Origin of the sequence: Catellatospora sichuanensis (genome assembly GCF_007483665.1) — a bacterium.
In the GTDB taxonomy this organism is placed as follows: Bacteria; Actinomycetota; Actinomycetes; order Mycobacteriales; family Micromonosporaceae; genus Catellatospora; species Catellatospora sichuanensis.
In genome coordinates, this window is the sequence record NZ_VIQO01000002.1 from 437115 (window position 1) to 464043 (window position 26929).

Annotated in this window: 22 protein-coding genes; 13 read left to right on the plus strand and 9 right to left on the minus strand. The window is 72.2% G+C overall.

Annotated features, from left to right (window positions below; all coding sequences use genetic code 11):
* Positions 1-2 precede the first annotated feature (2 nt).
* The gene (locus tag FLL47_RS19605; protein WP_144121958.1) at positions 3-1265 is read left to right on the plus strand and encodes a saccharopine dehydrogenase family protein; all 1263 of its coding nucleotides are present in this window, start codon (positions 3-5) and stop codon (positions 1263-1265) included.
* A 930-nt stretch (positions 1266-2195) separates the two neighbouring features.
* Here the strand turns inward: FLL47_RS19605 and FLL47_RS19610 are convergent.
* Positions 2196-2765 carry a 4'-phosphopantetheinyl transferase family protein gene (locus FLL47_RS19610; protein ID WP_144121959.1) on the minus strand — a complete coding sequence of 190 codons (570 nt, stop codon included), beginning with the start codon at positions 2763-2765 and terminating at the stop codon, positions 2196-2198.
* Positions 2766-2997: 232 nt separating this feature from the next.
* Between FLL47_RS19610 and FLL47_RS19615 the strand changes: the two genes are divergently transcribed.
* A complete protein-coding gene (locus FLL47_RS19615) occupies positions 2998-4527 on the plus strand; it encodes a TROVE domain-containing protein (protein WP_144121960.1) in 1530 nt (509 codons plus the stop codon).
* 242 nt (positions 4528-4769) lie between these two features.
* Here the strand turns inward: FLL47_RS19615 and gabT are convergent, their stop codons facing one another.
* Both gabT and FLL47_RS19625 read right to left on the minus strand, forming a co-directional pair.
* Positions 4770-6053, minus strand: coding sequence for a 4-aminobutyrate--2-oxoglutarate transaminase (gene gabT, locus FLL47_RS19620; RefSeq protein ID WP_425457726.1), 1284 nt, complete (start codon positions 6051-6053; stop codon positions 4770-4772).
* Positions 6050-7480, minus strand: coding sequence for a gamma-aminobutyraldehyde dehydrogenase (locus tag FLL47_RS19625; protein ID WP_144121962.1), 1431 nt, complete (start codon positions 7478-7480; stop codon positions 6050-6052). Before FLL47_RS19625 ends, gabT begins: the two co-directional genes overlap by 4 nt.
* Before the next feature lie 83 nt (positions 7481-7563).
* On the opposite strand from FLL47_RS19625, the gene FLL47_RS19630 reads away from it, so the two are divergent.
* The 8 genes from FLL47_RS19630 (at position 7564) to ahcY (ending at position 17070) form a co-directional block, all read left to right on the plus strand.
* The gene (locus tag FLL47_RS19630) at positions 7564-8997 is read left to right on the plus strand and encodes an aldehyde dehydrogenase family protein (RefSeq protein WP_144121963.1); all 1434 of its coding nucleotides are present in this window, start codon (positions 7564-7566) and stop codon (positions 8995-8997) included.
* Between the two features lie 124 nt (positions 8998-9121).
* Positions 9122-10060, plus strand: coding sequence for a DUF559 domain-containing protein (locus tag FLL47_RS19635; protein WP_246158244.1), 939 nt, complete (start codon positions 9122-9124; stop codon positions 10058-10060).
* A gap of 130 nt (positions 10061-10190) precedes the next feature.
* The gene (locus tag FLL47_RS19640; RefSeq protein WP_144121965.1) at positions 10191-11570 is read left to right on the plus strand and encodes a phosphomannomutase/phosphoglucomutase; all 1380 of its coding nucleotides are present in this window, start codon (positions 10191-10193) and stop codon (positions 11568-11570) included.
* Between the two features lie 102 nt (positions 11571-11672).
* Positions 11673-11855 carry a Trm112 family protein gene (locus FLL47_RS19645; RefSeq protein WP_144121966.1) on the plus strand — a complete coding sequence of 61 codons (183 nt, stop codon included), beginning with the start codon at positions 11673-11675 and terminating at the stop codon, positions 11853-11855.
* The gene (locus FLL47_RS19650; RefSeq protein WP_144121967.1) at positions 11855-13057 is read left to right on the plus strand and encodes an SIS domain-containing protein; all 1203 of its coding nucleotides are present in this window, start codon (positions 11855-11857) and stop codon (positions 13055-13057) included. The genes FLL47_RS19645 and FLL47_RS19650 overlap by 1 nt, the downstream gene beginning before the upstream one ends.
* A 91-nt stretch (positions 13058-13148) precedes the next feature.
* On the plus strand, positions 13149-14069 hold the full coding sequence (locus tag FLL47_RS19655) for a cation diffusion facilitator family transporter (RefSeq protein ID WP_144121968.1): 921 nt from the start codon (positions 13149-13151) through the stop codon (positions 14067-14069).
* A gap of 4 nt (positions 14070-14073) precedes the next feature.
* Positions 14074-15237 (plus strand): mannose-6-phosphate isomerase, class I, encoded by a 1164-nt coding sequence (gene manA, locus FLL47_RS19660; RefSeq protein WP_144121969.1) that lies wholly within the window; start codon positions 14074-14076, stop codon positions 15235-15237.
* Positions 15238-15618: 381 nt separating this feature from the next.
* Complete coding sequence (gene ahcY / locus FLL47_RS19665; RefSeq protein ID WP_144121970.1) at positions 15619-17070, plus strand: adenosylhomocysteinase; 1452 nt, start codon at positions 15619-15621, stop codon at positions 17068-17070.
* Positions 17071-17145: 75 nt separating this feature from the next.
* On the opposite strand, the gene FLL47_RS19670 is transcribed toward ahcY, so the two are convergent.
* Positions 17146-18108: an RDD family protein gene (locus tag FLL47_RS19670; RefSeq protein WP_144121971.1), complete on the minus strand. Its 963-nt coding sequence runs from the start codon at positions 18106-18108 to the stop codon at positions 17146-17148.
* 84 nt (positions 18109-18192) lie between these two features.
* Between FLL47_RS19670 and FLL47_RS19675 the strand changes: the two genes are divergently transcribed.
* Positions 18193-19209 (plus strand): stage II sporulation protein M, encoded by a 1017-nt coding sequence (locus FLL47_RS19675; RefSeq protein ID WP_144121972.1) that lies wholly within the window; start codon positions 18193-18195, stop codon positions 19207-19209.
* Here FLL47_RS19675 and FLL47_RS19680 read toward each other — a convergent pair.
* The 5 genes from FLL47_RS19680 to FLL47_RS19700 are packed head-to-tail and all read right to left on the minus strand — an operon-like array spanning position 19176 to position 24125.
* Positions 19176-20489, minus strand: coding sequence for a DUF58 domain-containing protein (locus tag FLL47_RS19680; RefSeq protein ID WP_144121973.1), 1314 nt, complete (start codon positions 20487-20489; stop codon positions 19176-19178). The genes FLL47_RS19675 and FLL47_RS19680 overlap by 34 nt on opposite strands.
* 6 nt (positions 20490-20495) lie before the next feature.
* Positions 20496-21473: an AAA family ATPase gene (locus FLL47_RS19685; RefSeq protein WP_144121974.1), complete on the minus strand. Its 978-nt coding sequence runs from the start codon at positions 21471-21473 to the stop codon at positions 20496-20498.
* On the minus strand, positions 21470-22711 hold the full coding sequence (locus FLL47_RS19690; RefSeq protein ID WP_144121975.1) for a DUF4350 domain-containing protein: 1242 nt from the start codon (positions 22709-22711) through the stop codon (positions 21470-21472). The genes FLL47_RS19685 and FLL47_RS19690 overlap by 4 nt, the downstream gene beginning before the upstream one ends.
* Positions 22708-23271, minus strand: coding sequence for a DUF4129 domain-containing protein (locus FLL47_RS19695; protein WP_246158247.1), 564 nt, complete (start codon positions 23269-23271; stop codon positions 22708-22710). Before FLL47_RS19695 ends, FLL47_RS19690 begins: the two co-directional genes overlap by 4 nt.
* The gene (locus tag FLL47_RS19700) at positions 23271-24125 is read right to left on the minus strand and encodes a hypothetical protein (protein WP_144121977.1); all 855 of its coding nucleotides are present in this window, start codon (positions 24123-24125) and stop codon (positions 23271-23273) included. The genes FLL47_RS19695 and FLL47_RS19700 overlap by 1 nt, the downstream gene beginning before the upstream one ends.
* Positions 24126-24373: 248 nt before the next feature.
* Between FLL47_RS19700 and mtrA the strand changes: the two genes are divergently transcribed.
* Both mtrA and mtrB read left to right on the plus strand, forming a co-directional pair.
* Complete coding sequence (mtrA, locus tag FLL47_RS19705; protein WP_144121978.1) at positions 24374-25063, plus strand: MtrAB system response regulator MtrA; 690 nt, start codon at positions 24374-24376, stop codon at positions 25061-25063.
* A 237-nt stretch (positions 25064-25300) separates the two neighbouring features.
* Entirely contained in the window at positions 25301-26869 is a 1569-nt protein-coding gene (mtrB, locus tag FLL47_RS19710) for an MtrAB system histidine kinase MtrB (protein ID WP_144122071.1), read from the plus strand.
* Positions 26870-26929: the final 60 nt, after the last annotated feature.

Here is a 26929-nt window from a genome sequence, read left to right on the forward strand (position 1 = left end):
TTATGCGTATCCTGCTGGTCGGCGCCGGGGGCGTCGGCAGTGCAGCAGCCGCCATCGCCGCTCGCCGTGACTTCTTCCAGCTCATGGTGGTGGCCGACTACTCCCTGGAGCGCGCCCAACGGGCCGTCTCCGGGCTCGGCGACCGGTTCGTCGCGGCGAGGCTCGATGCCTCGCTGGCCGAAGACGTCGCCCGGTTGTGCCGCGAGCACGGCATCACGCACGTGCTCAACGCGGTCGACCCCCGCTTCGTCATGCCGATCTTCGACGGGGCCTATCTAGCCGGTGCGGACTATCTCGACATGGCCATGTCGCTGTCCCGGCCGCACCCGACCGACCCGTACACCCAGACCGGTGTGGTGCTCGGCGAGCAGCAGTTCGGCAAGGCCGTCGCCTGGGAGGCCGCCGACCGGCTCGCGCTCGTCGGCATCGGCGTCGAACCCGGCCTGTCCGACATCTTCGCCCGGTACGCCGCCGACCACCTGTTCTCCGAGATCGACGAGATCGGGGTACGGGACGGGTCCAACATCACCGTCGAGGGCTTCGACTTCGCCCCGTCGTTCTCCATCTGGACCACCATCGAGGAGTGCCTCAACCCGCCGATCATCTGGGAACGCGAGCGCGGCTGGTTCACCACCGCCCCGTTCAGCGAGCCCGAGGTGTTCGACTTCCCCGAGGGCATCGGCCCGGTCGAGTGCGTCAACGTGGAGCACGAGGAGGTGCTGCTCATCCCGCGCTGGGTCGACGCCAGGCGGGTGACCTTCAAGTACGGCCTCGGCACCGAGTTCATCGAGATCCTGAAGACCGTGCACAAGCTCGGTCTCGACTCCACCAGGCCGATCGCCATCGGCGGCGGCAAGTCGGCGGTCATGGTCTCGCCGCGCGACGTGCTCGCCGCGCAGCTGCCCGACCCCGCCACGCTGGGCTCCCGGATGAAGGGCAAGACCTGCGCCGGCACCTGGGTCAAGGGCAGGGGCCTCGACGGCCGGCCCAGGGAGATGTACCTCTACCACGTCGTCGACAACGAGTGGTCCATGCGCGAGTACGGCCACCAGGCGGTGGTGTGGCAGACCGCGGTGAACCCCGTCGTCGCGCTGGAGCTGCTGGCCGCGGGCGAGTGGAAGGGTGTCGGGGTGCTCGGCCCCGAGGCGCTCGACCCGGTGCCGTTCCTGGACCTGCTGACGGCGTACGGCTCCCCCTGGGGCATGCGTGACCAGCAGCCCTTTCGGGCGGTGACCCAGGCGGCCCGCGAGGAGATCGCCGCCTGACAGCCGTTCGGTGCTCCCTCGGGCATGTCCGCGCTCAGGCGGGATGTGCCCGAGGGAGCACGCGGCTGCCCCGGAAGTTCGTTGCTCCACCCGCGCCGCGGGCCTAGAGTGATCATCGCGCCTCCCGGTGCGCAGGCAGCGGATACTTCTGGCCCTGCAGGTTGCGGGTTCGAGTCCCGCGCGGATCTTCGGGTCCGGTAGCTCAATTGGCAGAGCAGCAGGTTGTGCCGCCGCCGACTTCTGATCTCGGGAGGCGTCCACGCGGCGCGCCCGGTGCGCCGGTGACGGATACACCATGGAGGCCGCTGGTGCGGCCTGTGAAGTGCTCCCGGAGACGGGACTCCGTCGCCCCCTCGATCTCGGGCCGCGCGGCGTCGGCGGCGGTATATGTACCCGGCGGGAATTCCGTTGCCGCGGCGGGCGGGCGGATCTAGGTTGGACCTGCGTCTCCCGGTGCGCAGGCAGCGGATACTTCTTAATCCATAGGGCGCGGGTTCGAGCCCCGCCTGGACCTTCGGGTCCGGTAGCTCAGATGGCAGAGCAATGGCCATTTCCGCAGCCGACATAGATCTCGGAAGACGAACACGGCACGCCCGGTGCGCAGGTTACGGCTACTCCGCTTATAACGGGGAGGTCGCGGGTTCGAATCCCGCTCGCCGTCCGTCAGGACGGCGGTAGCTCAGGGGCAGAGCACCAGGTCCCGGCGACGGGACCACCACGCCGTCACCGACTTGATCTCGGGCGTGCCGCGTTCCGCTGACTCCCGCCGCGCTTGCCGCCGCTGCCTGAACTGCAGTTTCGGGGAAAGTACGGGAAAGCCCGGGCTTCATCGTGCAGTTTCGGGGAAAGTGCGGCACAGCCAGGGCGTCGTTGCTCCGGTCGAGGTGAGCGCCGCGACGGGAGCGGGTGCGCGGCCGAACTGCGAAGGGGTCAGGACGGGCTGAAAGGCGCGACGACCGAGATCGCGACCGGGGCGCCGAGTGCCGCCCGCGAGTCGCAGGCGAGGCCGAGCGCCAACCCGTCGTGGATTCGCGCGGCCACCACCATCGACGGCAGCCCCGACACCGTCGCGGTCAACGTTGCGGCCGGGGGCAGCGGCATCGGGCGGCGCAGGCCGTCGCCGCGCAGCCCGACCCCGAGGGCCTTGCCGACGGCCTCCTTCAGGGTCCACAGCAGCAGGAAGTCCGCAGGGTGCCGGGCGACCCAGTCGGCCTCCGACCCGGAGAACCAGCGCCGGGCCAGCTCGGAAGCGGGGAGCGGGCGGATCGGCTCGACGTCGACGCCCACCGGGCCGAGTGCGGTGACGGCAACGGCCGCCAGGTTCGGGGTGTGGCTGACCGCCAGGTGCAGGCCGGGCATGCCGACCACGAACGGTCGGCCGGCGGGCTCGCGGCCGATCCCGATCACCTGAGGGTCGGCGTCGAGCACTTCGCCCACGGCGTGACGGGCCAGGTCGGCGATGTTCGCCGTGGCGGCGAGCCAGATCCGGATGCCCGACATGGCGACCACGATGGCACGAGCGGGCCCGTCGGCAAACCCGTTGCCCGCCAAGGCGTCACGCGCCTACATTGATCTCCGCACCTCCCGGTGCGTTGGCAGCGGTTACTTCTCTGGGTGAAGCCGGTTCGAAACCGGCAAGACCGCCGCCGGTCCGATCTCGGGAGGCGCGTCTCCCCTCCCGTACTCCCGGATGGGTTTCGCGCGCCCGAAAACCCCCGGGGGAGGGGACATCATGGCCAAGTTCAACCTGTCGACGCTGATCAAGCGCTCGGCCGGGGTGACCGCCGAGGGCGCGCCCGGATATGCCCGGGAGCCGAAGCTGGAGCTGTTCCTGCTGTCCGTGTCCAACATGGTCGGCGAGCAGACCTTCTACGAGCGCGCCGACGCCCGCGACAACCGGTTCCGTGAGCTGGTGGCGAAGGTCGCCGTCGTCGACCCGGCGTGGTTCGCGCGCTTCGTGCCGTGGCTGCGGCTCGGGGCCAACCTGCGCAGCGCCTCGGTGGTGGCCGCGTTGGAGGGTGCGAAGGCCCAGGTCGCGGCGGGTATCCCCGGTTCGCGGGCGATCGTGGACGCGGCGCTGCAGCGGGCCGACGAGCCCGGCGAGGCCCTCGCGTACTGGCTGTCCGCGTATGGCCGGGCGCTGCCCAAGCCGGTCAAGCGCGGTGTCGCCGACGCGGCGGTGCGCCTCTACCACGAGCGCAGCCTGCTCAAGTACGACTCGGACAGCCATGCGCTGCGTTTCGCGGACGTGCTGGAGCTGACCCACCCGAGCCCGCGCGACGCGGCCCAGGGGGAGCTGTTCCGGCACGCGCTGGACCGCCGCCACCAGCGGGACAACCCGATTCCGGAGGCGCTGTCCGTGCTGCGTGCCCGTGCCGCGTTGATGGCGCTGCCGGTCGAGCAGCGTGCCGCCGTGCTCGACCCGCAGACGCTGGCCGCGGCGGGCATGACGTGGGAGGCGCTCGCGGGCTGGCGGCAGGGCCCGCTGGACGCGGCGGCGTGGTCCGCGGTGATCCCGTCCATGGGTTACCTGGCGCTGCTGCGCAACCTGCGCAACTTCGACCAGGCCGGGGTGAGCGACGAGGTCGCGGCCGCGGTGGCGGCGAAGCTGTGCGACCCGGACGAGGTGGACCGGTCGCGGGTGCTGCCGATGCGCTTCCTGTCGGCGTACAACGCGGCGCCGAGCCTGCGCTGGGCGTACCCGCTGGAGAAGGCGCTGCAGTTCGCGCTGGGCAACGTGCCCCGGCTGGGCGGGCGCACGCTGATCCTCGTCGACACCTCGGGGTCGATGAACAGCACCTTCAGCCGGGACGGCTCGCTGCGCTGCTGGGATGCCGCGACGATGTTCGGCCTGGCGCTGGCGGCACGGGCGGCCGACGCGACAGTCGTGTCGTTCTCCCACGACACGAAGGTCTTCGACCTGCGTCCGGGCGAGTCGGTGCTCAAGGCCGTGCAGCGGTTCAAGGACGGCGGCTGGTTCTTCGGCGGCGGGACGTCGACCGAGCACGCGGTCCGCAAGCACCACGCGGGCCACGACCGGGTCGTCATCCTCACCGACGAGCAGGCGCACTGGCACGGCAGCGCCGACGTGGCAGCGGCGGTGCCCGCCCGGGTCCCGGTCTACACCTGGAACCTGGCCGGCTACCGCCTCGGCCACACGCCCGTCGCGGGCAAGCGCTACACCTTCGGCGGTCTCACCGACGCCGCCTTCTCGATGATCCCGCTCATCGAATCCGGCGAGTCCACCACCTGGCCGTTTTAGAAGGAAGGGCACCTTCACATCGCTATAGGTAGAGGAAGGTGCCCTTCTTAACGCGGCATAGGGGCTGAGCTGGGGCTTTGGGGGCGGACATCCGGGGCTGACTCAGGCGCGGCCGGTGCCGGGTGGCACGGTGAAGGGCGGGCCGCGTGCGGTGCTTTCGCCCTGGTCAAGCCGCGGGCAGTGTTAATAAGGGCACCTTCTATAACGCATAGCGTTAAGAAGGTGCCCTTCCTTTGTTTGGGTCAGGTGGTGGTGGCGAAGGCTTGGTCGAGGATGGTGAGGCCGCGGTCGAGGTCGGTGTCGGAGATGACCAGGGGTGGGAGGAAGCGGAAGACGTTGCCCCAGGTGCCGCAGGTCAGGGTCAGCAGGCCGGCGGCGTGGCAGGCCTTGTTCACGGCTCCGGTGAGGATCGGGTCCGGGTCCGGGGTGCCGGGCTTGTTGAGCTCGATGGCGATCATCGCGCCGCGGCCGCGGATCTCCGCGATCTGCGGATACTTGTCGGCGAGCGTGGTGAGCCGGTCGGTGAGTGTCGCGCCGATGCGCCGGGCTGCGGCGTTCAGGTCCAGATCGCGCATGGTCTGGATGGAGGCGAGCGCGGCGGCGCAGGCGAGGGGGTTGCCGCCGTACGTGCCGCCGAGCCCGCCGACGTGCACCGCGTCCATCACGTCAGCCCGGCCCGTCACGGCGGCCAGCGGCAGGCCACCCGCGATGCCCTTCGCCGTCGTGATCAGATCGGGCACCACCTGCTCGTGTTCGGACGCGAACCAGTCGCCGGTACGGCAGAAGCCGGTCTGGATCTCGTCGGCGACGAACAGCGCCCCGTTCGCCGACGCCCAGGACGCCAGTGCGGGGAGGAAGCCGGGCGAGGGCACCACGAAGCCGCCCTCGCCCTGGATCGGCTCGATCACGATCGCGGCCACGTTCTGCGCGCCGACCTGCGTGGTGATCACGTCGATGGCGCGGGCCGCGGCCTGCTCGCCGGTCAGGCCGTCGCGCAGCGGGTAGGACATGGGCGCCCGGTACACCTCCGGCGCGAACGGCCCGAAGCCGTGCTTGTACGGCATGTTCTTCGCGGTCAGCGCCATGGTCAGGTTCGTCCTGCCGTGGTAGCCGTGCTCGAACACGATCACCGCGGACCGCCCGGTGGCGTACCGGGCGATCTTCACCGCGTTCTCCACCGCCTCCGCGCCGGAGTTGAACAGCGCCGAGCGCTTCGCGAAGTCGCCCGGCGTCAGCTGGTTGAGCTGCTCGCACACCGACACGTACGACTCGTACGGGGTGACCATGAAGCAGGTGTGCGTGAAGCGCTCGACCTGCTCGCGTACCGCCGCGACGACCGCGGGGGCGCTGTTGCCGACGTTGGTGACGGCGATGCCGGCCGCGAAGTCGATCCACTCCCGCCCGTCGACGTCGGTCAGCGTGCCACCGCCGGCGCGGTCCACGTAGGAGGACAGCACCGAGCCGACGCCGCGGGCCACCGCGTCCACGCGGCGGGCGTGGATCTCAGAGGAGGCACTCAAGATCATTCTCCGATGTTGTGCATGACGTGCTTGACCCGGGTGTAGTCCTCCAGGCCGTACGCGGACAGGTCCTTGCCGTACCCGGACTGCTTGAAACCGCCGTGCGGCATCTCCGCGACCAGCGGGATGTGGGTGTTCACCCACACGCAGCCGAAGTCCAGCCGCTTGCTCAGCCGCATCGCCCGCCCGTGGTCGGCGGTCCAGACGCTGGAGGCCAGCCCGTAGCGGCAGTCGTTGGCGTAGCGCAGCGCCTCGGCCTCGTCGGCGACCTTCTGCACGGTGATGACCGGGCCGAACACCTCGTCGGTGACGATCTCGTCGCCCTGGACCAGGTCGGCGACGACGGTCGGCGCGAAGAACCAGCCCCGATCGCCGACGCGCTCGCCGCCGGCGGTGACCCGGGCGTGCGCGGGCAGCCGCTCGATGAAGCCGGTGACCTTGGCGAGCTGGTTGGCGTTGTTGAGCGGGCCGTAGAGCACGTCCTCGTCGTCGGGCGCGCCGGTCTTGAGGTTGCGGGCCTGCTCGGTGAGGGCCGCCACGAACGCGTCGTACGCCCCCTCGGTGACCAGCACCCGGGTCGCCGCGGTGCAGTCCTGCCCGGCGTTGAAGAACCCGGCGATCGCGATGCCTTCGGCGGCCGCGTCGATGTCGGCGTCGTCGAACACCATCACCGGGGCCTTGCCGCCCAGCTCCAGGTGGGTGCGCTTGAGTGCGGGCGCGGCCGACGCGGCGACCTCGGAACCGGCCCGGGTGGAACCGGTGATGGAGACCAGCGCGGGCGTCGGGTGCGCGACCAGGGCGCGGCCGGTGTCGCGGTCACCGCAGACCACGTTGAGCACGCCCGGCGGCAGGAACTCCGCGGCGATCTCGGCCAGCAGCAGGGTCGACATCGGCGTGGTGTCCGACGGCTTGAGCACCACGGTGTTGCCCGCGGCGATCGCCGGCGCGAACTTCCACACGGCCATCATCAGCGGGTAGTTCCAGGGTGTGACCTGCGCGCAGACGCCGATCGGCTCGCGGCGCACGTAACTGGTCATGTTCGCCATGTACTCGCCGGCCGAGCGGCCCTCCAGCAGCCGGGCGGCGCCGGCGAAGAAGCGGAGCTGGTCGATCGCGGGCGGCAGCTCCTCACTCGCGGTCAGGTGCAGCGGCTTGCCGGTGTTGCGGCTCTCCAAGGCGACCAGTTCGTCGGCGCGGGCCTCGACCGCGTCCGCGATCTTCAGCAGGGCCTTCTGCCGCTCGCTGGGCGTGGTGTCCCGCCAGACCTCGAACGCGGCGGCCGCCGCGGCCATGGCGTCCTCGACGTCCTGCTTCCCGGAGACCGGGGTCTCGGCGAGAATCTGCCCGGTGCACGGGTCGATGAGATCCGCGTAGCCGCCGTCCACCGGAGCTACGTACTTCCCGTTGATAAAGTTGGCCAATTTCTCTGTCATCGGTGGCATACGGCTATCTTCGCGACGAAATCCGTGTCGAGCAAGGGTCTTGAGCAACTGTTTCCGTGCGTTAGGGTGGGCATATGGCCGATCGGACCCCGTACTGGATCGCCGGTTCCCCGGAGACCAGTGATGATCTCGTTGTTGTTCGCAGTCCCTACGACGGGCGCGTGGTCGGTCAGACCGCCAACGCTACGCCTGAGCAGGTCGAAAACGCGGTAGCAGCCGCCGCGAAGGTGGCCGGTGAAGCCGCCCGGCTGCCCGCCGCGGCGCGCGCCGCCGCCCTCGACCACGTGAGCCGGCGGCTCGCCGAGCGGGGCGACGAGGTCGCCGCGCTCATCAGCGCCGAAAACGGCAAACCGCTCATGTGGGCCAAGGCCGAGCTGGGTCGCGCCGTGTCGACGTTCCGCTGGGCCGCCGAGGAGGCGCGCCGTTTCTCCGGCGAGCTGATGCGCCTGGACACCGACCCGGCCGCGGCCGGGCGGATGGCCGTGGTGCGGCGCTTCCCCAAGGGCCCGGTGCTGGGCATCAGCCCGTTCAACTTCCCGCTGAACCTGGTCGCGCACAAGGTCGCCCCGGCGATCGCGGTCGGCGCGCCGATCGTCGTCAAGCCCGCCCCGGCCACCCCGCTGTCCGCGCTGCTGCTCGGCGAGCTGCTGGCCGAGACCGAGCTGCCCGCGGGCATGTTCTCCGTGGTGCCGGTGCCCAACGAGCGCGCCGCGGCGCTGGTCGCCGACCCGCGGCTGCCGGTCGTTTCGTTCACCGGGTCCGGCCCGGTAGGCGCGTCGATCCAGGCCGCGGTGCCGCACAAGCACGTGACCCTGGAACTGGGCGGCAACGCCGCCGCGGTGGTCTGCGGCGACTACGCCGACCTGGCCTGGGCGGCCCAGCGCATCGCCCTGTTCGGCAACTACCAGGCCGGGCAGAGCTGCATCGCGGTGCAGCGGGTGATCGTGCACCGCGACCAGGTTCCGGCATTCGTTCCCCAGCTCGTCGAGGCGGTGCGGGGTCTCAAGACCGGCGACCCGGCCGCGGCCGACACGCAGGTCGGGCCGATGATCAGCGAGGCGGCCGCGGAGCGGGTGCAGGCCTGGGTGGACGAGGCCGTCGCGGCCGGCGCGAAAGTGCTGGTCGGGGGTACGCGTGACGGTGCGACGTACGCCCCGACCGTGCTGGCCGACGTGCCCGCCGACGCCAAGGTCGCCTGTGACGAGGTGTTCGGTCCGGTGCTCGTCGTCTCCACGGTGGACTCCGACACCGCCGCGTTCGCAGCGGTCAACGACTCGGCGTTCGGCCTGCAGGCGGGCGTGTTCACCAGCAACCTGCAGACGGCGTTCACGGCGCACGCGACACTGCAGGTCGGTGGTGTGATCGTCGGTGACGTGCCGTCGTTCCGCGCCGACCAGATGCCGTACGGCGGCGTGAAGGGCTCCGGCACCGGCCGCGAGGGCCTGCGCAGCGCCATGGACGACTACACCGACCCCCGCGTCCTCGTCCTGACCGGCCTCCAGCTTTAGTCGTGAATCTTGTGCGGTTGGTGTCGCTCCAGCGACACCAACCGCACAAGATCCGTGGTGGGGTCGGCGGATGTCTTCTCTGCGGTCCGATGCCGGTGGGTGGGAGCGGCAGGCATCCGTTCCGGTGCCTGATGCCGGCGAGATCGAGTGGCTCCTGTTCGAGCAGCGCGGAGTGATCAGCACCGCGCAGGCGCGGGCGCTGCTCAGCCCGGGCAAGGTACGGCATCTGCTGAGCACGGGCCGGTGGCGGCGGATCAGCCGTGGGGTGCTGGTCGCCGGAACGGCCGGGATAACCGAAGAACAGGCCAACTGGGCGGCGGTGCTGGCCGCCGGTCCTGGCGCGGTGCTGGCGGGGTTGGCCTCCGCGCGGTGCGGCGGGCTTCGCGGCAGGTTCCGGCGTGCGGTGACCGATGTACTGGTGCCCGCTCAGCGCCGCGCGGCCGCGCCGTCGTCGCGCGGCGCTCCGATCGACATGCCCGCGGTGCGTGTGCATCGCACCACGCTGCTGCCGGAGCAGGACGTTCAGGCCGGTCGGCCGCAGCGTACCTCGATGGCGCGGTCGGTGGTGGATGCGGCCGGGTGGGCGCTGGACGACGATGAGGCGCGGTCACTGGTGGCGGCCGCCTGCCAGCAGCGGCGGGTGCTGCCGGACGAGATCACCGAGGTGGCGCTGCGGCTGCCGCGCTTCCGGCGCCGGGCACTGGTGCTGGAGACGGCGCGGCTCGCGGCGGGTGGGGCGACGGCGCTGAGCGAGATCGACCTGGTCAAGTTGTGCGCGCGGCACGGACTGCCGGTGCCGGATCTGCAGGAGCGCCGCAAGGACGCGGCGGGGCGCAACCGCTACCTGGACGCGTACTGGCGCCGGTTCCGGCTGCACGTCGAGGTCGACGGCGCCCACCACATGGACGAGCGGCACTGGGCGGCGGACATGCTGCGGCAGAACGAGGTCTGGCTGCAGGGGGATCGGGTGCTGCGGTTTCCGGCCTGGTTGCTGCGCTCCGATCCCGCTCGCGTCGTTACTCAATTACGGGCCGCGCTCCGCGCCGCCGGGTGGGCTGAGTGAATCTTGTGCAGTTCGTGTTGCCAGGACGACACGAACTGCACAAGATCCAAAGGGTCGGTGTCCGCCCGAGCGGGGTACGTAACTTGCGGTGGTTAGGGTGAAGCAGATTGCTGAGGCTTAAGGAGATGTTGTGTCTGACCTGTCCCAGATCGTCAAGGCTTACGACGTTCGCGGCACCGTGCCGGACCAGCTGAACGAGCCGGTGGCCGGTGCGCTGGGCCGGGCGTTCGCGCAGACGCTGCGGGCGCTGGGGGAGGACCGCGGAACCATCGTGGTCGCGCACGACATGCGCGACTCCGGGCCGTCGCTGGTCAAGGCCTTCACCGACGGCGTACGCGCCGAGGGCATCAACGTGATCAACGCGGGTCTCGGCTCGACCGACCTGCTGTACTACGCGTCCGGCATCCTCGGCCTGCCCGGCGCGATGTTCACCGCGAGCCACAACCCGGCCCAGTACAACGGCATCAAACTCTGCTTCGCCGGGGCCAAGCCGGTCGGCCAGGCCAGCGGGCTGTCCGCGATCCGCGAGCGGGCGCAGGAGCTGCTGGACACGCGCGCCGAGATGCCCGCGCCCGCGGGTGACTTCGAGACCCGCGAGATGCTGGCCGACTACGCGGCGCACCTGCGCACGCTGGTGGACCTGAGCGGGATCCGGCCGCTGAAGGTGGTCGTCGACGCGGGCAACGGCATGGGCGGGTACACCGTGCCCGCGGTGCTCGGCGACGCGGTGCTGCCGGCGCTGCCGCTGGACATCGTGCCGCTGTACTTCGAGCTGGACGGCTCGTTCCCGAACCACGAGGCCAACCCGCTGGAGCCGGCGAACCTGGTGGACCTGCAGGCGGCGGTGCGCGAGCACGGGGCCGACCTGGGCCTGGCCTTCGACGGCGACGCCGACCGCTGCTTCGTGGTCGACGCCGAGGGCGCACCGGTGTCCCCGTCGGCGGTGACCGCGCTGGTCGCGACGCGGGAGCTGGCCAAGCACCCCGGGGCCGTGATCATCCACAACCTGATCACCTCGGCGGCGGTGCCGGAGATCGTGCGCGAACACGGCGGCGTCCCGGTCCGTACGCGGGTGGGGCACTCCTTCATCAAGGCGGAGATGGCGACCACCGGTGCGGTCTTCGGCGGCGAGCACTCGGCGCACTACTACTTCCGCGACTTCTGGGGCGCCGACACCGGCATGCTGGCCGCGATGCACGTGCTGGCGGCGCTGGGCGAGCAGGACGGCCCGCTGTCGGTGCTGGGCGCGCAGTTCGAGCGGTACACCTCCTCGGGTGAGATCAACTCGGTGGTGGCGGACCAGAGCGCGAAGCTGTCGCAGGTGCGTGCGCACTTCTCGGGCGAGGAGCAGGACGAGCTGGACGGGCTGACCGTGGCCTTCGGCGACGGCAGCTGGGTGAACCTGCGTGCCTCCAACACCGAGCCGCTCCTGCGGCTCAACGTCGAGGCACCGACGCCGGAGCGGATGTCGGAGCTGCGCGACGAGGTGCTGAAGCTGGTCCGTGGGTAGGCTGCTGGCGGAACGTGGGGAGTCGCTCGGCGCGCCGCGACGGCGGCGCGCCGGCACGAGCCATGTTCAGAGCTCAGCCAGCGATTTCTGAAGGAGCCCGACGTGTCGCTCGCCCCGCAACTGCTCGAAGTCCTCGCCTGCCCGGCCGAGGACCATGCGCCGCTGACCTACGACCCCGAGGCGCAGACGCTGACCTGCACCTCCTGCAGCCGGGTCTACCCGGTGCGGGACGGGCTGCCGGTGCTGCTGCTCGACGAGGTGCTCACCGCCCCGGCGGGTGAGTGATGGCCGGCCCGATCGAGGGTGCCGCGGGTGTGCGCGGCAACCGGTTCTTCGACGAGGCGCTGCTGGACAACGCGCCGGCGCTGGCCGCACGGGACCCTGGGGGCATGCTCCGGGCCATCGCGTCGGCGGGCGCGCAGGTGCGGGAGGCCACCACGCTGGCCGCCGAGACCGACCTGAGCCACCTCGCCGACGAGGGCCGGCCGCGGGCGGTCGTGGTGGTCGGTGCGGGCACGGCCGCGCGTACCGGTGACATCCTGGCCACCATCGCGGGGCCGCGCTGCCTCGTGCCGGTGCTGACCCACCGCAGCGTGGAGGTGCCGGGCTGGATCGGCGCGGCCGACGTGGTGATCGCGGTGTCGGCGTCGGGCCGGTCGCCGGAGGCGCTGGCCGTGGCCGAGGCGGCGGGCCGGCGGGGTGCGCGGCTGGTGGGCATCGGTGCGCCGGGTTCGCCGCTGCAGTCGGTGGCCGAGCGCTACCGCGCCCCGTTCATCCCGGTGCCGCGCCGCGGCGCGGCACGGGCGAACCTCTGGGGTCTGACGGTGCCGGTGCTGATGGCGGCCCGCGCGCTGGGCCTGGTCAAGGTCAACGAGGCTGACCTGGCCGAGACGGCGGTGCGCCTGGACCAGGACGCCGACCGCTGTCGGCCCACCGCGGAGACGTTCGTCAACCGCGCGAAGACGCTGGCCCTGAACATGGCCGGCTCGGTCCCGGTCATCTGGGGCGACTCGCCGCTGGCCGCGGTGGCCGCGGTGCGCTACGGCGACATGCTCTCCGCGAACGCCCGCTACCCGGTCGTCACCGACGCGCTCGGCGAGGCCGGGCGTGGCCGGGTGGGCCTGCTCGACGGTGTCTTCGGCGCGCTCGCCGCGCTGGAGCGGGACATCTTCGCTGATCCCGAGCTTGACGACGTGACGGCCGACCCCCCTCGTCTGCGCGTGGTGCTGCTGTGCGACGGTGGGCTCGCCGACGAGAACAGTGCGGCGCAGACGACGGACCGGCGAGCCGAGGTGGTGCAGGACATCGCGGCGAGGCGCGGGATCGAGGTGGACGTGCTCACCGCCGAAGGCGGATCGGCGCTGGAGCGGTTCGCCTCACTGGTCGCGGCGACTGACTTCGCCTCGGTCTACCTCGGCCTCGGGCATGGCCTGGATCCGATGGCGGTGCCGGCCGTCACGGAGCTGAAGGAGCAGTTGCGCAAGTGAGCGAGCGAAGCGGGCTCAACAACTACATGTGCGGAATGAGCGGGCGTCCCGGCGGGGCGTTCGCCGTCGGCCGGTGCACCGGGGCGTCGGCGTGAGCGCGTCGGGCGGCACCAAGGCGATCGTCGCGGCGCTGCTGGCGAACGTCGGCATTGCGATCACCAAGTTCATCGCGTGGGCCCTGTCCGGGTCGTCGTCCATGCTGGCGGAGGCGATCCACTCGGTTGCCGACTCGGGCAACCAGGTGCTGCTGCTGTTCGGCGGCCGCCGGGCCCAGCGGGAGGCGACGCCGCTGCACCCGTTCGGCTTCGGCCGGGAGCGGTACATCTACGCGTTCATCGTGTCGATCGTCCTGTTCAGCGTGGGTGGCCTGTTCGCGCTTTATGAGGCGTACCACAAGTTCCAGCACCCGACGGGCATTACGGAGTGGGAGTGGCTGCCGGTAACGGTGCTGCTGGTCGCGATCGTCCTGGAGTCCTTCTCGTTCCGCACCGCGATCATCGAGTCGAACGCGGTGCGCGGCAAGGCGAGCTGGAAGGAATTCGTCCGGCGGGCCAAGGCGCCGGAGCTTCCGGTGATCCTGCTGGAGGACCTGGGTGCGCTGGTGGGCCTGGTCTTCGCGTTGATCGGCGTCAGCATGACGCTGATCACCGGCAGCGGCTACTGGGACGCCGCGGGCACTATGATGATCGGCTTGTTGCTGGTGGTCATCGCGGTGGTGCTGGCGCTGGAGACGAAGAGCCTGCTGCTGGGCGAGTCGGCTACCGACGAGCACGTCAAGGCGATCGCTGCCGCCATCACGAACGGGCCCGAGGTGGAGCGCGTGATCCACATGCGCACCCTGCACCTCGGTCCGGAGGAGCTGCTGGTGGCCGCCAAGATCGCAGTCCGGCACGACGAGACCGCGGACGAGGTGGCCAGGGGCATCGACGCCGCCGAGGCACGGATCCGCGAGGCCGTGCCGATCGCCAAGGTCATCTACCTCGAGCCGGACATCTACTACCAGAAGGGCTGAGCGAGTGCGCCGCCTCCACAACCGCATCCGGCCCTACGCGTGGGGCTCGCGCGACGTGATCGCGCGGGTGCAGGGTCGGCCCGTGCCCAGCGAGGGCCCCGAGGCCGAGCTGTGGGTCGGCGCACATCCCGACTGCTCCTCCCTGGTGGGCGACGTTCCACTGGCCGACGTGATCGCGTCGGCGCCGGGCGACCTGCTCGGCGCCGACGCGCTCGACCGCTTCGGCGTGCGGCTGCCGTACCTGCTCAAGCTGCTGGCGGCGGAGCGCTCGCTGTCGCTGCAGGCGCATCCCGACGCGCGGCAGGCTGCTGACGGCTACGCGGCCGAGGACGCGGCGGGCGTGCCGCGCGGGGCCGCGCACCGCAGCTACGTCGACGGCAACCACAAACCCGAGCTGCTGGTGGCGTACACCGAGTTCGAGGCGCTCTGCGGGTTCCGGCCGGTGGCCGAGTCGGCCGAACTGGTCGACGCGCTCGGCATCATGGCGCTCAAGCCGGTGGTCGGCGCGCTGGCCGTGGGCGACCTGCGGGAGGCCGTACGCGCGCTGCTCAGCTGGCCGGCGGCCACTCGCGTGGATTTGGTCGAGCAGGCGGTGGCGGCGTCCGGGAACCTGCCGGACGGTCCGGCCGGCGGCGGTCCGCGCGGCCTGGTGCGGCTGCTGGCGCACGACTACCCGGGCGACGTCGGAGTGCTGGTCGCGCTGCTGCTCAACCACGTGGTGCTGGCCCCGGGGCAGGGCATCTGGATGCCCGCGGGCAACCTGCACGGCTACCTGCGCGGGGCCGGCGTCGAGATCATGGCGGCCAGCGACAACGTGCTGCGCGGCGGGCTGACCCCCAAGCACGTGAACGTCCCGGAGCTGCTGCGGGTGCTGCGCTTCGAGCCGCTGCGCGATCCGGTGCGCGACCCGGAGCCGGTGGCGCCGGGCGTGGACACCTGGTCCGTGCCGGTGGACGACTTCCGGCTGCACCGCATCCGGCTGGACGGCGGCGAGGCGGCGCTGGACCCGGCGGGGCCGCGTACCGCGCTGTGCCTGGCGGGGTCGGTGACGGTCGGCGACGCCTCGGGGACGACGGGGCTGTCCGGCGGCGAGGCCGCGTTCGGTGCCTCCGGCGGCGGCAAGATGATCTTCTCGGGTGCCGGAGAGGTGTATCTGGCGTCGCTGTGAGCGGCGCTTCTCTACAACGGACGCAGGGCGTGCCCGGTTGAAAATGAACCCCATTTCTCAGCCGGACAGGCCTTTTCGCGTATCCGAGGGCCGGTGCGACACGGCGAGGCGCACGACTTGAGGGTTCTGCTTGACACCGGAAAAGCGGAGTGTAGCCTTTTACTCACGCAGCGTTATCGGGATCATTCAGTCCGAGCCACGCGCGGGGGAACCAAACCGGGGGGAGTGTGGCCCGGTTCCTGAGGCGGAGGGTCCGTCCGGGGACCGGGCCACACGTATGACCCGGGCTCGACCCTCCGGAGGAGGCGGTTCCCGGCCCCCTGGGGGCGGAGAAGTAGGCTGTACCTCGCACTGGTCAGCCGACCGATTGGGAGTTCATCTATGGCCCGCACCCTTGCCCCCGGCGACTTCAAGGTCGCCGATCTATCTCTCGCGGCGTTCGGCCGCAAGGAGATTCAGCTCGCCGAGCACGAGATGCCCGGCCTGATGGCGGTACGCCGTGAGTTCGCCGCCGCCCAGCCGCTGGCGGGGGCGCGCATCGCCGGTTCGCTGCACATGACCGTGCAGACCGCGGTGCTGATCGAGACGCTGGTCGACCTGGGCGCCGACGTGCGCTGGGCCAGCTGCAACATCTTCTCCACGCAGGACCACGCCGCCGCCGCGATCGCGGTCGGCCGCGAGGGCACCGCCGACGCTCCCGCGGGCGTGCCGGTCTTCGCCTGGAAGGGCGAGACGCTCGAGGAGTACTGGTGGTGCACCGAGCAGATCCTGCAGTGGCCCGGCGGCGAGGGCCCGAACATGATCCTCGACGACGGCGGTGACGCCACCCTGCTCGTGCACAAGGGCGTGGAGTTCGAAGCGGCCGGTGCGGTGCCGTCGCCCGAGACCGCCGACTCCGAGGAGTACGCGATCATCCTCGGTGTGCTGCAGCGCTCGCTGGTGGAGGACGCCAAGCGCTGGACCACCATCGCGGCCGGCATCAAGGGCGTGACCGAGGAGACCACCACCGGCGTGCACCGCCTCTACGAGATGCAGCAGTCCGGCTCGCTGCTCTTCCCGGCGATCAACGTCAACGACTCGGTCACCAAGAGCAAGTTCGACAACAAGTACGGCTGCCGCCACTCGCTGATCGACGGCATCAACCGCGCCACCGACGTGCTGATCGGCGGCAAGGTCGCGGTCGTGGCCGGCTACGGCGACGTGGGCAAGGGCTGCGCCGAGTCGCTGCGGGGGCAGGGCGCCCGGGTGATCGTCACCGAGATCGACCCGATCTGCGCGCTGCAGGCCGCGATGGACGGCTACCAGGTCGCCACCCTGGAGGACGTGGTCGCCACGGCGGACATCTTCATCACCGCCACCGGCTGCAAGGACGTCATCACCGGCGAGCAGATGAGCCGGATGAAGCACCAGGCCATCGTCGGCAACATCGGCCACTTCGACAACGAGATCGACATGGCCGGGCTGGCGAAGACCCCGGGCGTCGAGCGGATCAACATCAAGCCGCAGGTGGACGAGTGGCGCTTCGCCGACGGCCACTCGATCATCGTGCTGTCCGAGGGCCGGCTGCTGAACCTGGGCAACGCCACCGGGCACCCGTCGTTCGTGATGAGCAACAGCTTCACCAACCAGGTCATCGCGCAGATCGAGCTGTTCACCAAGCTCGACCAGTACCCGCTGGGTGTCTACACGCTGTCCAAGCAGCTCGACGAGAAGGTGGCCCGGCTGCACCTGGACGCGCTGGGCGTCCGGCTGACCGAGCTCACCAAGCCGCAGGCCGACTACCTCGGCGTGGCTGTCGAGGGGCCGTACAAGGCGGACCACTACCGGTACTGAACCGGATCGGCGGAACGGAAGAAGGGCGCCCGAGCGGGCGCCCTTCTTCCTGTTTCGAGCCTGGTGAAGGCGCGGTCAGGCCGGGGCGGCCGGCCGCAGCGAGCGCGGGTCGACGGCCGGGCCGGTGGGCTGGCCGGGAATGAACGCCGCTGGGGGCGCGTGGCCGGCAGCGGGCCCGGCGAGCGTCGGGGCGGGCACGGGCGCGAAGAGCTCCGGCCAGAGCACGGCGTGGCTGGCCCGGTCCCGGGCCAGGCGCTGGGAGGCGCGGCGGTGCCGCTCGCCGATCACGCCCGCCAGGTACGCCCAGCCGGGGGTGTCGGGCGGAGCAGCCGGGGTGACGCAAGCGGCGATCTCGGTGGCCAGGGCGTGCCCGAGCCGGGTGCGGTAAGGCTCGCTGAGCCCGCGGCTGCGGGCCAGGAAGTGCCGTGCCGCCAGCGCCAGCTCGTCGTCGAGGCCGGTCAGGTCGAGGGTCGACGCCCAGCGCGCCAGCGGCGGCGGGGTCGTCGGGACCCAGCCCCAGCCCTCCGGAGAGCGGTCGTGGATGACGATGGTGCCCGAGACCACGTCGGCCAGGCGTTTGCCGCGTGGCGAGCCGGTCAGCACGATCAGGCTCACCGCCCAGTTGACGATCAGCAGCAGGCCCGGCCACTCCAGGGTCGCCCCGACCAGCGCGCGGGTGAACGACTGGCGCAGGGTGATCGGGCCGCCGTCGTCGCGTACCACGCGCAGGCCCATCGCGAGCTTGCCCAGCGACCGGCCCCGGGTCAGCACCAGCAGCAGGGTCGGGTAGCCCACGGTCGTCAGCACCAGGGCGATGATGTACGAGGCCTGGGTGCTGGCCGCGTCGCCGAGCCGGGTGATGCCGAAGAACGCCACCAGGAGCAGCACCAGCACGAAGAACAGCATGACCTGCGCGACGATGTCGATCAGCAGGGCGGGCACCCGCGAGCCGGCCCGGGCCAGCCGGACCTCCAGGTGCACGGCCTCGCCGCTGACCAGCCCCGCCGTGCTCTCCGCCGTATCCCGCCCGTGCCGCATCGGCACAGTGAATCACAGGCCCGCGCCCCGCGACTGTCCCCGCTAGGCTGCCGGTCGGCGGACAACCGGGGAGAGGACGAACGGGTGGACCTGGACGCGTACGTGGCCGAGCATCGCGGCGAGTGGCGGCGCCTGGAGGCGCTGAGCCGGCGGCGCAAGCCCACCGCGGCCGAGGCCGACGAGATGGTGCTGCTCTACCAGCGGGTCGCCACCCACCTGTCCGTGGTGCGCAGCCGCACCCCGGATCCGGCGCTGGTGGCCGAGCTGTCCCGGCTGGTGCTGTCGGCCCGCGCGGCGATCACCGGGGCACAGCCGGTGGACTGGCGCCGGGTGCCGCGCTTCCTCGTCCACGACCTGCCGCTCGCCATCTACCAGGCACGCCGCTGGTGGATCAGCGCCGCGGTCTGCTTCCTGCTGGTGGCCGGGGCGATCGCGGTCTGGGTCATCCAGGACCCCACCCTGCCGCGGGCCTTCGGGATGACCTCCGCGGAGATCGACAGCCTCGTCCAGCACGACTTCGAGGACTACTACAGCGAGCATTTCGCGCCCAACTTCGGCCTGCTGGTGTGGACCAACAACGCCTGGATCGCGGCGCAGAGCCTGGCCGCCGGGGTGCTGCTGCTCCCGGTGGCGCTGATCCTGTGGGAGAACGCGCTGAGCATCGGGCTGACCGGCGGCCTGATGATCGGCCACGGCCGGGCCGACGTCTTCTTCGGCCTGATCGCCCCGCACGGTCTGCTGGAGCTGACCGCCATCTTCGTGGCGGCCGGCATCGGCCTGCGGGTCGGCTGGTCGTGGGTCGTGCCGGCGCCGCTGCTGACCCGCGGGCAGTCGCTGGCCGTGGCCGCGCGGCAGGGCATGGTCGGCGCGGTCGGGCTGGTCGGCGTGCTCGCCGTGGCCGGGCTGCTGGAGGCGTTCGTGACGCCGTCGTTCCTGCCGTTGCTGGTACGGGACGCGATCGGCGTGCTGGTGTGGACCGCCTTCCTGGCGTACGTCTTCGTGCTGGGCCGCCGGGCCGAGCGCGCGGAGGAACCCGCGGTGGCGGGCGGGCAGGACGCGGTCGGCGGTCAGAGCCGGCCGGTGGCCTTCAAGGCGAGGTAGGCGTCGGTGACCTGGCTCGCGAACGTGTCGGCCGGGAAGTCCAGCACCTCGACGCCGTACCGGGCCAGCGCGCCGCTCAGCTTCTCCCGTTCGGCCAGCGCGCGGGTGCCCGCCGCCGCGGCGTAGACCTCGTTCGCGCCGTGCAGGGGGGTCGCCGCCAGCGCCGCCAGGGCCGGATCGTGCACGGCGGCGATGAGCACCCGGTGCCGGGCGGCCAGCCGCGGCAGCACCGGCAGCAGGCCCTCGCCGAGCGCGCCCGGCTCCAGCGCGGTGAAGACGACCACCAGCGAGCGCTTGCGCTCCCGGCGCAGCACCTCGCTGGTGATCAGCTCGAAGTCGGTCTCCACCATCGCGGGCTGCAGCGGGGCCACCGCGTTGATCAGGCGGGGCAGGGTGCTGCGGCCGTGTGAGCCGGCCACGACCGCGCGCACCCGGTGGTCGGCCGCGATCAGGTCGACCTGATCGCCGGCCTCCTGCGCGACCGCGGCCAGCAGCAGCGCGGCGTCCATGGCGGCGTCGAGGCGGGGCTCGTCGCCGACCCGCACCGCGCTGGTGCGGCCGGTGTCCAGCACGCACACGATGCGCCGCGAGCGCTCGGGCCGCCAGGTGCGCACCATGACGTCACGCCGCCGGGCGGTGGCCCGCCAGTCGATCGAGCGCACGTCGTCGCCGGGCACGTACTCGCGGAGCACGTCGAACTCGGTCCCCTGGCCCCGGCCCCGGATCGCGGTCGCGCCCTCGACGGTGCGCAGCTTTGCCAGCTTCTCCGGCAGGTGCCGGCGGGACGTGAACCGGGGGAGCACCCGCAGCGTCCACGGCGGCCGGTGATCTGCCTGGCGCACGGCCAGCCCGAGCGGGCCGTGGCTGCGTACGGTGACCTGCTCGGCGGCCCGGTCGCCGCGCCGGGTGGGGGTCAGCGTGGTGGTCAGGGTCGCCGCGTCGCCCGCGGCCAGGGCCACCGGGTGGGCGTACGGCCGCGCCCCGGCCGAGGGCACCCAGGCGTCGCGCACCAGCAGCCGGGCGTCGGCGCCGGCACGGTTCGCCACGGTCAGCGCGACATCGACGTCCTCGCCGAGCCGCACCACGGCACCGGTCGCCTCGCGCCGGACGGTGATCCGGCGCGGGTCGGCGGCCAGCGCCCAGTCAGCCAGCACGGCCGCCGCGACGAGCGCGATCAGGACGCCGCACAGCGCCCACGGCGGGATGCCGTACAGCGCCGACAGCACGCCGACGACCGGCGCGCACAGCGCGACCAGGAGGGCGGCACGAGCGGTGGGCACGGCGCGCTACCGCGGGGTGGGCACGGAGGCGAGCACGGAGTCGAGGACCGACTCTGCGGTGACCCCCTCCAGCTCCGCCTCGGGCGTCAGCCGCAGCCGGTGCCGCAGCGTGGGCCGCGCCATGACCTTGACATCGTCCGGGGTCACATGGTCACGGCCGCCCAGCCAGGCCCACGCCTTCGCGGTGGCCAGCAGCGAGGTCGCGCCGCGGGGCGACGCGCCCAGCTCCACCGACGGGGTGGCCCGGGTGGCCCGGCAGACGTCCACGATGTATCCCAGCACCGGCTCGGTCACGGTGACCCGGCCGACCGCCTCCCTCGCCGCGGCGAGCTCCATCGGGCCGGCGACCGCTTTGATGCCGACCGCACCCAGGTCGCGCGGGTCGAAGCCGCCGTGGTGCGCGCGCAGCACGCCCAGCTCCTCGTCGCGGGCGGGCAGCGGCACGGTCAGCTTCAGCAGGAAGCGGTCCACCTGCGCCTCGGGCAGCGGGTAGGTGCCCTCGTGCTCGATCGGGTTCTGCGTCGCGGCGACCATGAACGGCTCGGGCAGCGGCCGGGTCACCCCGTCCGCGGACACCTGGCGCTCCTCCATCACCTCCAGCAGTGACGACTGGGTTTTCGGCGGCGTCCGGTTGATCTCGTCGGCCAGCAGCAGGTTGGTGAAGACCGGGCCGGGCCGGAACTGGAACTCGGCACTGCGCGGGTCGTAGATCACCGACCCGGTCACGTCACCGGGCATCAGGTCCGGGGTGAACTGGATGCGCTTCATCTCCAGGTCCAGGGCCGCGCCGAGGCTGCGTACCAGCAGGGTCTTGGCCACCCCGGGCGGGCCCTCCAGCAGCACGTGCCCGCGGCACAGCAGCGCGATGACCAGCCCGGCGACGACGCCTTCCTGGCCGACCACCGCCTTGCCCACCTCCGCGCGCAGCCGGCCGAGCGCTTCACGGGCGGGCTCGGCGGTCTCGGTAGTCGACGGGTAGGTCACCGGGGCTCTCCTTCGTTGACAGGTCGTGCGGTCACGTATTCGACCAGGTGCCGCAGCTGGACGGCGCGGTCGTGCAGTTCGTCGTCGGTCTGCGGCGGCGGCCCGTAGAGGATCTCGCCGAGGCGTTGCGGATGGTCGCCGGTGCGCGCCTGCAGCGCCGGCAGCAGCGCCTCCGGGCCGGCGGTGGCGGGCAGGTTCAGCGCCGCGGCCAACCGGCGCCGGGCGGCGGCCCGCAGCGTCTCCAGCGCCGGGCCGCGGGCCCGGGCCCGCCGGTAGAGCCGGCCCCGCCCGGCCGCGGTCTCCGCACCGGGCACCACCACCGGCAGCGCCTCCGGCACGGGCGGGCCCAGCCGGCGGCCGCGCGCCAGCATGACCGTCAGCGTCGCGGCCAGCAGCGTCAGCACCACCCAGAACAGCCAGTCCGGGAACGGGCTCGGCCCCGTGGCGGACTTGGCCTCGTTGCCGCTGGGCGGGACGTAGTCGTCGTAGTCGTCCTCGGCCACCGGTGGCTTCGACGGCTTCGGCGGGACCGGCTCGCGCTCGTGCAGGTCCAGCCAGACCAGGGTGCTCTTCGCGCTGAGCAGGTCGAGTGCGAGCCCGGCGTTGTCGTGCTCACCGGCCCGCTCCGCCCGGAACGGATCGGCGCTACCGACCAGCACGAACTCCTTGCCGTGCTCGTACACCCGGACCAGCCCGCCGTCGTAGCAGCTCTCGACCGCGGCGGTGGCGTCCTCCAGCTGCCCGTAGCGGGTGCGCACCACCGCGGCGGGCCCGGCGTCGGTCAGCCTGCAGTCCGCGCCGCGCGCGGCCACCCCGGTCGCCCAGCGCCGCCCGCTCGTCCCGACCGACTCGACGGCCTCGGCGACCTGGGCGGCGTCGGGCTCGACCAGCACCACCCGGACGCGGTCGGGCAGCCAGCGCAGCCAGCCGAGCTGGCCGCGGTAGAGGAACCCGGGGCTGGGCACGAACAGTGTCGTGTCGCCGCGGGTCGGCCCGAGCGCCCGGAAGGCCTCGTCGCTGTCGGTGAACGTACGGATCGTCACGCCCCGGGCGCGCAACTGCTCGGCCAGCCCGGCCGCGCCGTCGGGCCCGTCGCCCGCGGGGGCCAGGTACGCCGGTTCGGACGGCGACGGCTCCTCGATCATGTGCACGCTGACCGAGTACACGATCAGTGCCAGCACCGGCAGGATCGGCAGTACCAGCCGCCACCGCCGGCGGCGTTGCGTCCGGGTCGTCATCGCCCACCTCGCACCAGCTCGTGCACGGTGGCCAGGTGGCCCCGCATCCGCTCGTCGTCCCCGGCGGTCGCCGGGCGCTGGGCGTACCAGATGCCGGAGAAGATCCCCGTCGCGCCCTGCAGGGCGGGACCCAGCTCGGGGCGGGCTCCGCCGGCGGCACCGGCCAGCTCGGTCACCGTCCAGCCGGGCACGTGCTCGACCACGCCCCGGTCGACGAGTTCGCGCACCATGGCGCGCAGCCGCTCGCGGACCGCTTCAGCCCAGCGGCCCTCCGCGGCGTACCGGTCGGCCTGGGAGAGGTAGACCTCCGGGGCCAGGGCGGGCAGTTCCTCGGCTCCGCCGTCGTCCTCCGCGGCAGGCCGGTCGTCGGCCTGCTCGACGTCACGCACCGGCTCGCCGGCTCGACGGCTCCGGCCCACCCGCCAGCGCGTGGGCAACCAGGCCGGGAAGGTGTACCACAGCACCCCGACGATGGCCGCCAGCAGCAGGAACAGAAATGCGGCCAGCCCGAACGGGATGACGTCGTCGAAGATCGCGACCGTCTCGTTCCACCATCGCATCAGCGTGCCGCCAGCATCTCAGGGCTGGGCTCGCGGTGCCGGGCGGCGCCGGTGAGCCACAGGTCGAGGCCCTCCAGCCGCACCCGCGACTCGATCAGCAGCGCGGCGTCCAGCGCCGCCAGGCTGGCGTACGCCAGTGCATTGGCGGCGACGATCATCGGCACCAGCAGCCACTCCGCCACGTCGCCCGGCAGGTCCAGATACGTCACCCCGGCGAGCAGGCCCAGGTAGAAGGCGAAGCGGATGAGCAGCCAGGAGAAGTAGCCGACGACGCGGACGGAGGCCGCGCGCATGCCACCGCGGAAGGCCAGCCCGGCCGCCCGCTTCAGCGCGCTCAACGGCCCGCGCCGCTCGATCGTCACCGCGACCGCGGCCAGGCCGAACAGCGGATACCCGAGCAGCCACACCGGGCCCAGGAACGCCCCGAGCGCGGCGGGCACCGCTGCGACCAGGCCCACCAGGGCGATCGCCTCGACCTCCCGCAGCCGGTCGCGCCACCGGAACCGCGGTACGGGCTTGCCGGTGACCGCCGAGACGGCCGCCCGGCCCGCCGCCGGTCCGAGGCAGCTGATGATCAAAGCTTCGAGGCCCGCGCCGATCGCGAGCAACAGCCAGTAACCGCTGCTCAGACCGGACGGGCCCGCACTGAGGTGGATGCCCAGGGTGAGCCGCCCGGGCACCAGCACCGCCTGCTCCAGCAGCGCGAGCACCGCAGCGGTCGCCAGCAGCACGACGGCACGGCGGCGCACCAGCTCGGAAGCGGTGTCCAGCAGCTCGCCCAGGGTCAGCGGGCGCAGCGGCAGCGCTTCGTCACGCGGCAGCCGGCGCGCGGCCGAGGGCGCGGCGCGTTCCAATCGTCGCTCCGAGGGGGTGTCGGCGGAACGTGGGCAGACCCCGGAGCGACGCGCGACAGGCGCGGCGTGCCGGGACCAGCCGTGTTCCGGGGGGTGGCGGAGGCCGCCGCCATCCTGGCACGGCGTGGCCACATACGTGGCCCCTACCCTGGCCGATCGGACGAGATCGGTGAAGCGGGTTCGTGTCTCGGCGGGTGGGATGGGATATTGGACGGCATGAGCGAGCCGATGATGCCGAGGTTTACCGCATGAGGGCGCGTGTCCTGGTGGTGGACGACGATCCCGCGCTCGCCGAGATGCTCGGCATCGTGCTGCGCAGCGAGGGCTTCGTGCCCGCCTTCGTGGCCGACGGCGAGCGGGCCCTGGCCGCCTTCCGCGAGGCGCGCCCCGACGTGGTGCTGCTGGACCTGATGCTGCCCGGCATGAGCGGGCTGGACGTGTGCCGCGCCATCCGGGCCGAGTCCGGCGTGCCGATCGTCATGCTGACCGCCAAGAGCGACACCGTCGACGTGGTGCTGGGCCTGGAGTCCGGCGCCGACGACTACGTGGTCAAGCCGTTCAAGCCCAAGGAGCTGGTCGCCCGGGTGCGGGCGCGGCTGCGCCGCGGCGAGGACGTGACCCCCGAGCTGCTGACCATCGGGCCGCCGGACAACCAGATCATCATCGACGTGCCCGCGCACACGGTGACCCGCAACGGGTCCGAGGTGAAGCTCACCCCGCTGGAGTTCGACCTGCTGGTGGCGCTCGCCCGCAAGCCGCGCCAGGTGTTCACCCGCGAGGTGCTGCTGGAGCAGGTCTGGGGCTACCGCCACTCGGCCGACACCCGCCTGGTGAACGTGCACGTGCAGCGCCTGCGCGCCAAGATCGAACCGGACCCCGAGCGCCCGGAGATCATCTTGACCGTGCGCGGCGTGGGTTACAAGGCCGGCACCAGCTAACCTTGCCTGACCGTGACCACCCCCACCCCCACCCCCATTGAGCTGCCCGAACCCCGCGAGGCGGGGCACGACGGGCAGCCTTCGGGCGTGCCCGGACGGGCCGCGCAGGCCCGCACCACGCTCAAGCGGCTGGTGAAGCAGACGGCCCGGGTGCCCGCACTGCGGCCCACGGCGCGGCGGCTGGCCCCCGGGCTGCGTCAGGCCCGCCGGATCTGGCGGCGCTCGCTGCAGCTGCGGATGGTCACCATCACCCTGCTCTGCTCCAGCGTGCTGGTCGGCGGCTTCGGCTACCTGATCGCCGACAGCAGCACGACGAGCCTGCTGACCGGGGCGGAGGAGGACGCGGAGGGCCAGTTCCTCAAGGGCGTCCGGGACGCCACCGACCAGCTCAAGTCCATGCCGAGCGCGGAGAGCCCGGACATGCCACGTCAGGTGGTCGGCCTGCTGGGCACCCTGGCGGGCCCGGGACAGGGCAGTGTCGTGGTGTCCATGCAGTTCAGCAAGGAGCGGGTGAATCTGCCGGGTGGAGGCGACGGGCTGTCCTGGCCGCAGGGCCCGAACCTCGACGAGGTGATCACCGACGAGCTCAAGGATTCGATCACCAAGACCGGCGACTACTACCACCAGTACGTTTCGGCCAACCTGAAAGACCCCGACACCGGACACGGCAGGACCCGCACCTACCTCGTCTACGGCTCCCCGGTGCCGGCGCCGAAGTGGACGAACGGCTCGGTCGAGCTGTACTACCTCTTCCCGGTGGACACCGAGGTCGAGGTGGCCGAAGACATCCGGTCGACCGTGAGTTTCGTCGGTGTCGCGCTGGTGCTGCTGCTCGGCATGGTCACCGCGCTGGTCACCCGAGCCACCGTCAGTCCGGTCCGGGTGGCGGCCCGCACCGCCCAGCGCCTCTCCGCCGGCCTGCTCGACCAGCGGATGGTCGTCAAGGGCGAGGACGAGATGGCGCTGCTGGCCGACGCGTTCAACCAGATGGCGGCCAACCTGCAGCGCCAGATCGTGCGGCTGGAGGAGATGTCCCGGCTGCAGCGGCGGTTCACCTCGGATGTGTCGCACGAGCTGCGCACCCCGCTGACCACCGTGCGGATGGCGGCCGACCTGCTCTACTCGCAGCGCGAGGACTTCGACCCGGCGTCGGCGCGCAGCGCCGAACTGCTGCAGGCAGAGCTGGACCGGTTCGAGGAGCTGCTCACCGACCTGCTGGAGATCAGCCGGTTCGACGCCGGCTTCGCGATGCTCGACTCCGAGCCGACCGACCTGGTCACCGTGGTACGCCGGGTGACCGAACGCCTGGCGCCGGTGGCCGAGCGGGTCGGGGTGAGCCTGGAGCTGGTGTCGCCGGATCCGCCGATCATCGCCGAGATCGACCCGCGCCGGGTGGAGCGGATCCTGCGCAACCTGGTGGGCAACGCGGTCGACCATGGCGAGGCGCGGCCGGTGACGATCACGCTGGGTATCGACGCACGTGCTGTCGCGATCACCGTGCGCGATCACGGGGTCGGCCTGAAGCCAGGCGAGGACAAGCTCGTGTTCAACCGGTTCTGGCGGGCCGACCCGTCCCGGGCACGGCAGACCGGCGGCACCGGCCTCGGGCTGTCGATCAGCCTGGAGGACGCCCGGCTGCACGGCGGCTGGCTGGAGGCGTGGGGGGTGCCGGGCCACGGTGCCCAGTTCCGGCTCACGCTGCCGGTCCGGGCCGGCGGCCGGCTGTCGGGTTCGCCGCTGCCGCTGGTCCCTGCCGACGAGGTGGTGGTGCGCCAGCGCGCGGACCGTCCGGAGGTGCCGGCATGAGGTGGCACACGTGGCGGGTGGCGCGCACGGGCCCGGCCGCCGGTCCCGGCCGGTCTGACC

Bases quoted from the DNA above. Each gene is read 5' to 3' on its own strand.
- FLL47_RS19605 (WP_144121958.1), top strand. From the start codon at position 3: ATGCGTATCCTGCTGGTCGGCGCCGGGGGCGTCGGCAGTGCAGCAGCC.
- FLL47_RS19610 (WP_144121959.1), bottom strand. From the start codon at position 2,765: ATGTCGGGCATCCGGATCTGGCTCGCCGCCACGGCGAACATCGCCGAC.
- FLL47_RS19615 (WP_144121960.1), top strand. From the start codon at position 2,998: ATGGCCAAGTTCAACCTGTCGACGCTGATCAAGCGCTCGGCCGGGGTG.
- gabT (WP_425457726.1), bottom strand. From the start codon at position 6,053: ATGATCTTGAGTGCCTCCTCTGAGATCCACGCCCGCCGCGTGGACGCG.
- FLL47_RS19625 (WP_144121962.1), bottom strand. From the start codon at position 7,480: ATGACAGAGAAATTGGCCAACTTTATCAACGGGAAGTACGTAGCTCCG.
- FLL47_RS19630 (WP_144121963.1), top strand. From the start codon at position 7,564: ATGGCCGATCGGACCCCGTACTGGATCGCCGGTTCCCCGGAGACCAGT.
- FLL47_RS19650 (WP_144121967.1), top strand. From the start codon at position 11,855: ATGGCCGGCCCGATCGAGGGTGCCGCGGGTGTGCGCGGCAACCGGTTC.
- ahcY (WP_144121970.1), top strand. From the start codon at position 15,619: ATGGCCCGCACCCTTGCCCCCGGCGACTTCAAGGTCGCCGATCTATCT.
- FLL47_RS19670 (WP_144121971.1), bottom strand. From the start codon at position 18,108: ATGCGGCACGGGCGGGATACGGCGGAGAGCACGGCGGGGCTGGTCAGC.
- FLL47_RS19690 (WP_144121975.1), bottom strand. From the start codon at position 22,711: ATGACGACCCGGACGCAACGCCGCCGGCGGTGGCGGCTGGTACTGCCG.
- FLL47_RS19695 (WP_246158247.1), bottom strand. From the start codon at position 23,271: ATGCGATGGTGGAACGAGACGGTCGCGATCTTCGACGACGTCATCCCG.
- mtrA (WP_144121978.1), top strand. From the start codon at position 24,374: ATGAGGGCGCGTGTCCTGGTGGTGGACGACGATCCCGCGCTCGCCGAG.
- mtrB (WP_144122071.1), top strand. From the start codon at position 25,301: ATGGTCACCATCACCCTGCTCTGCTCCAGCGTGCTGGTCGGCGGCTTC.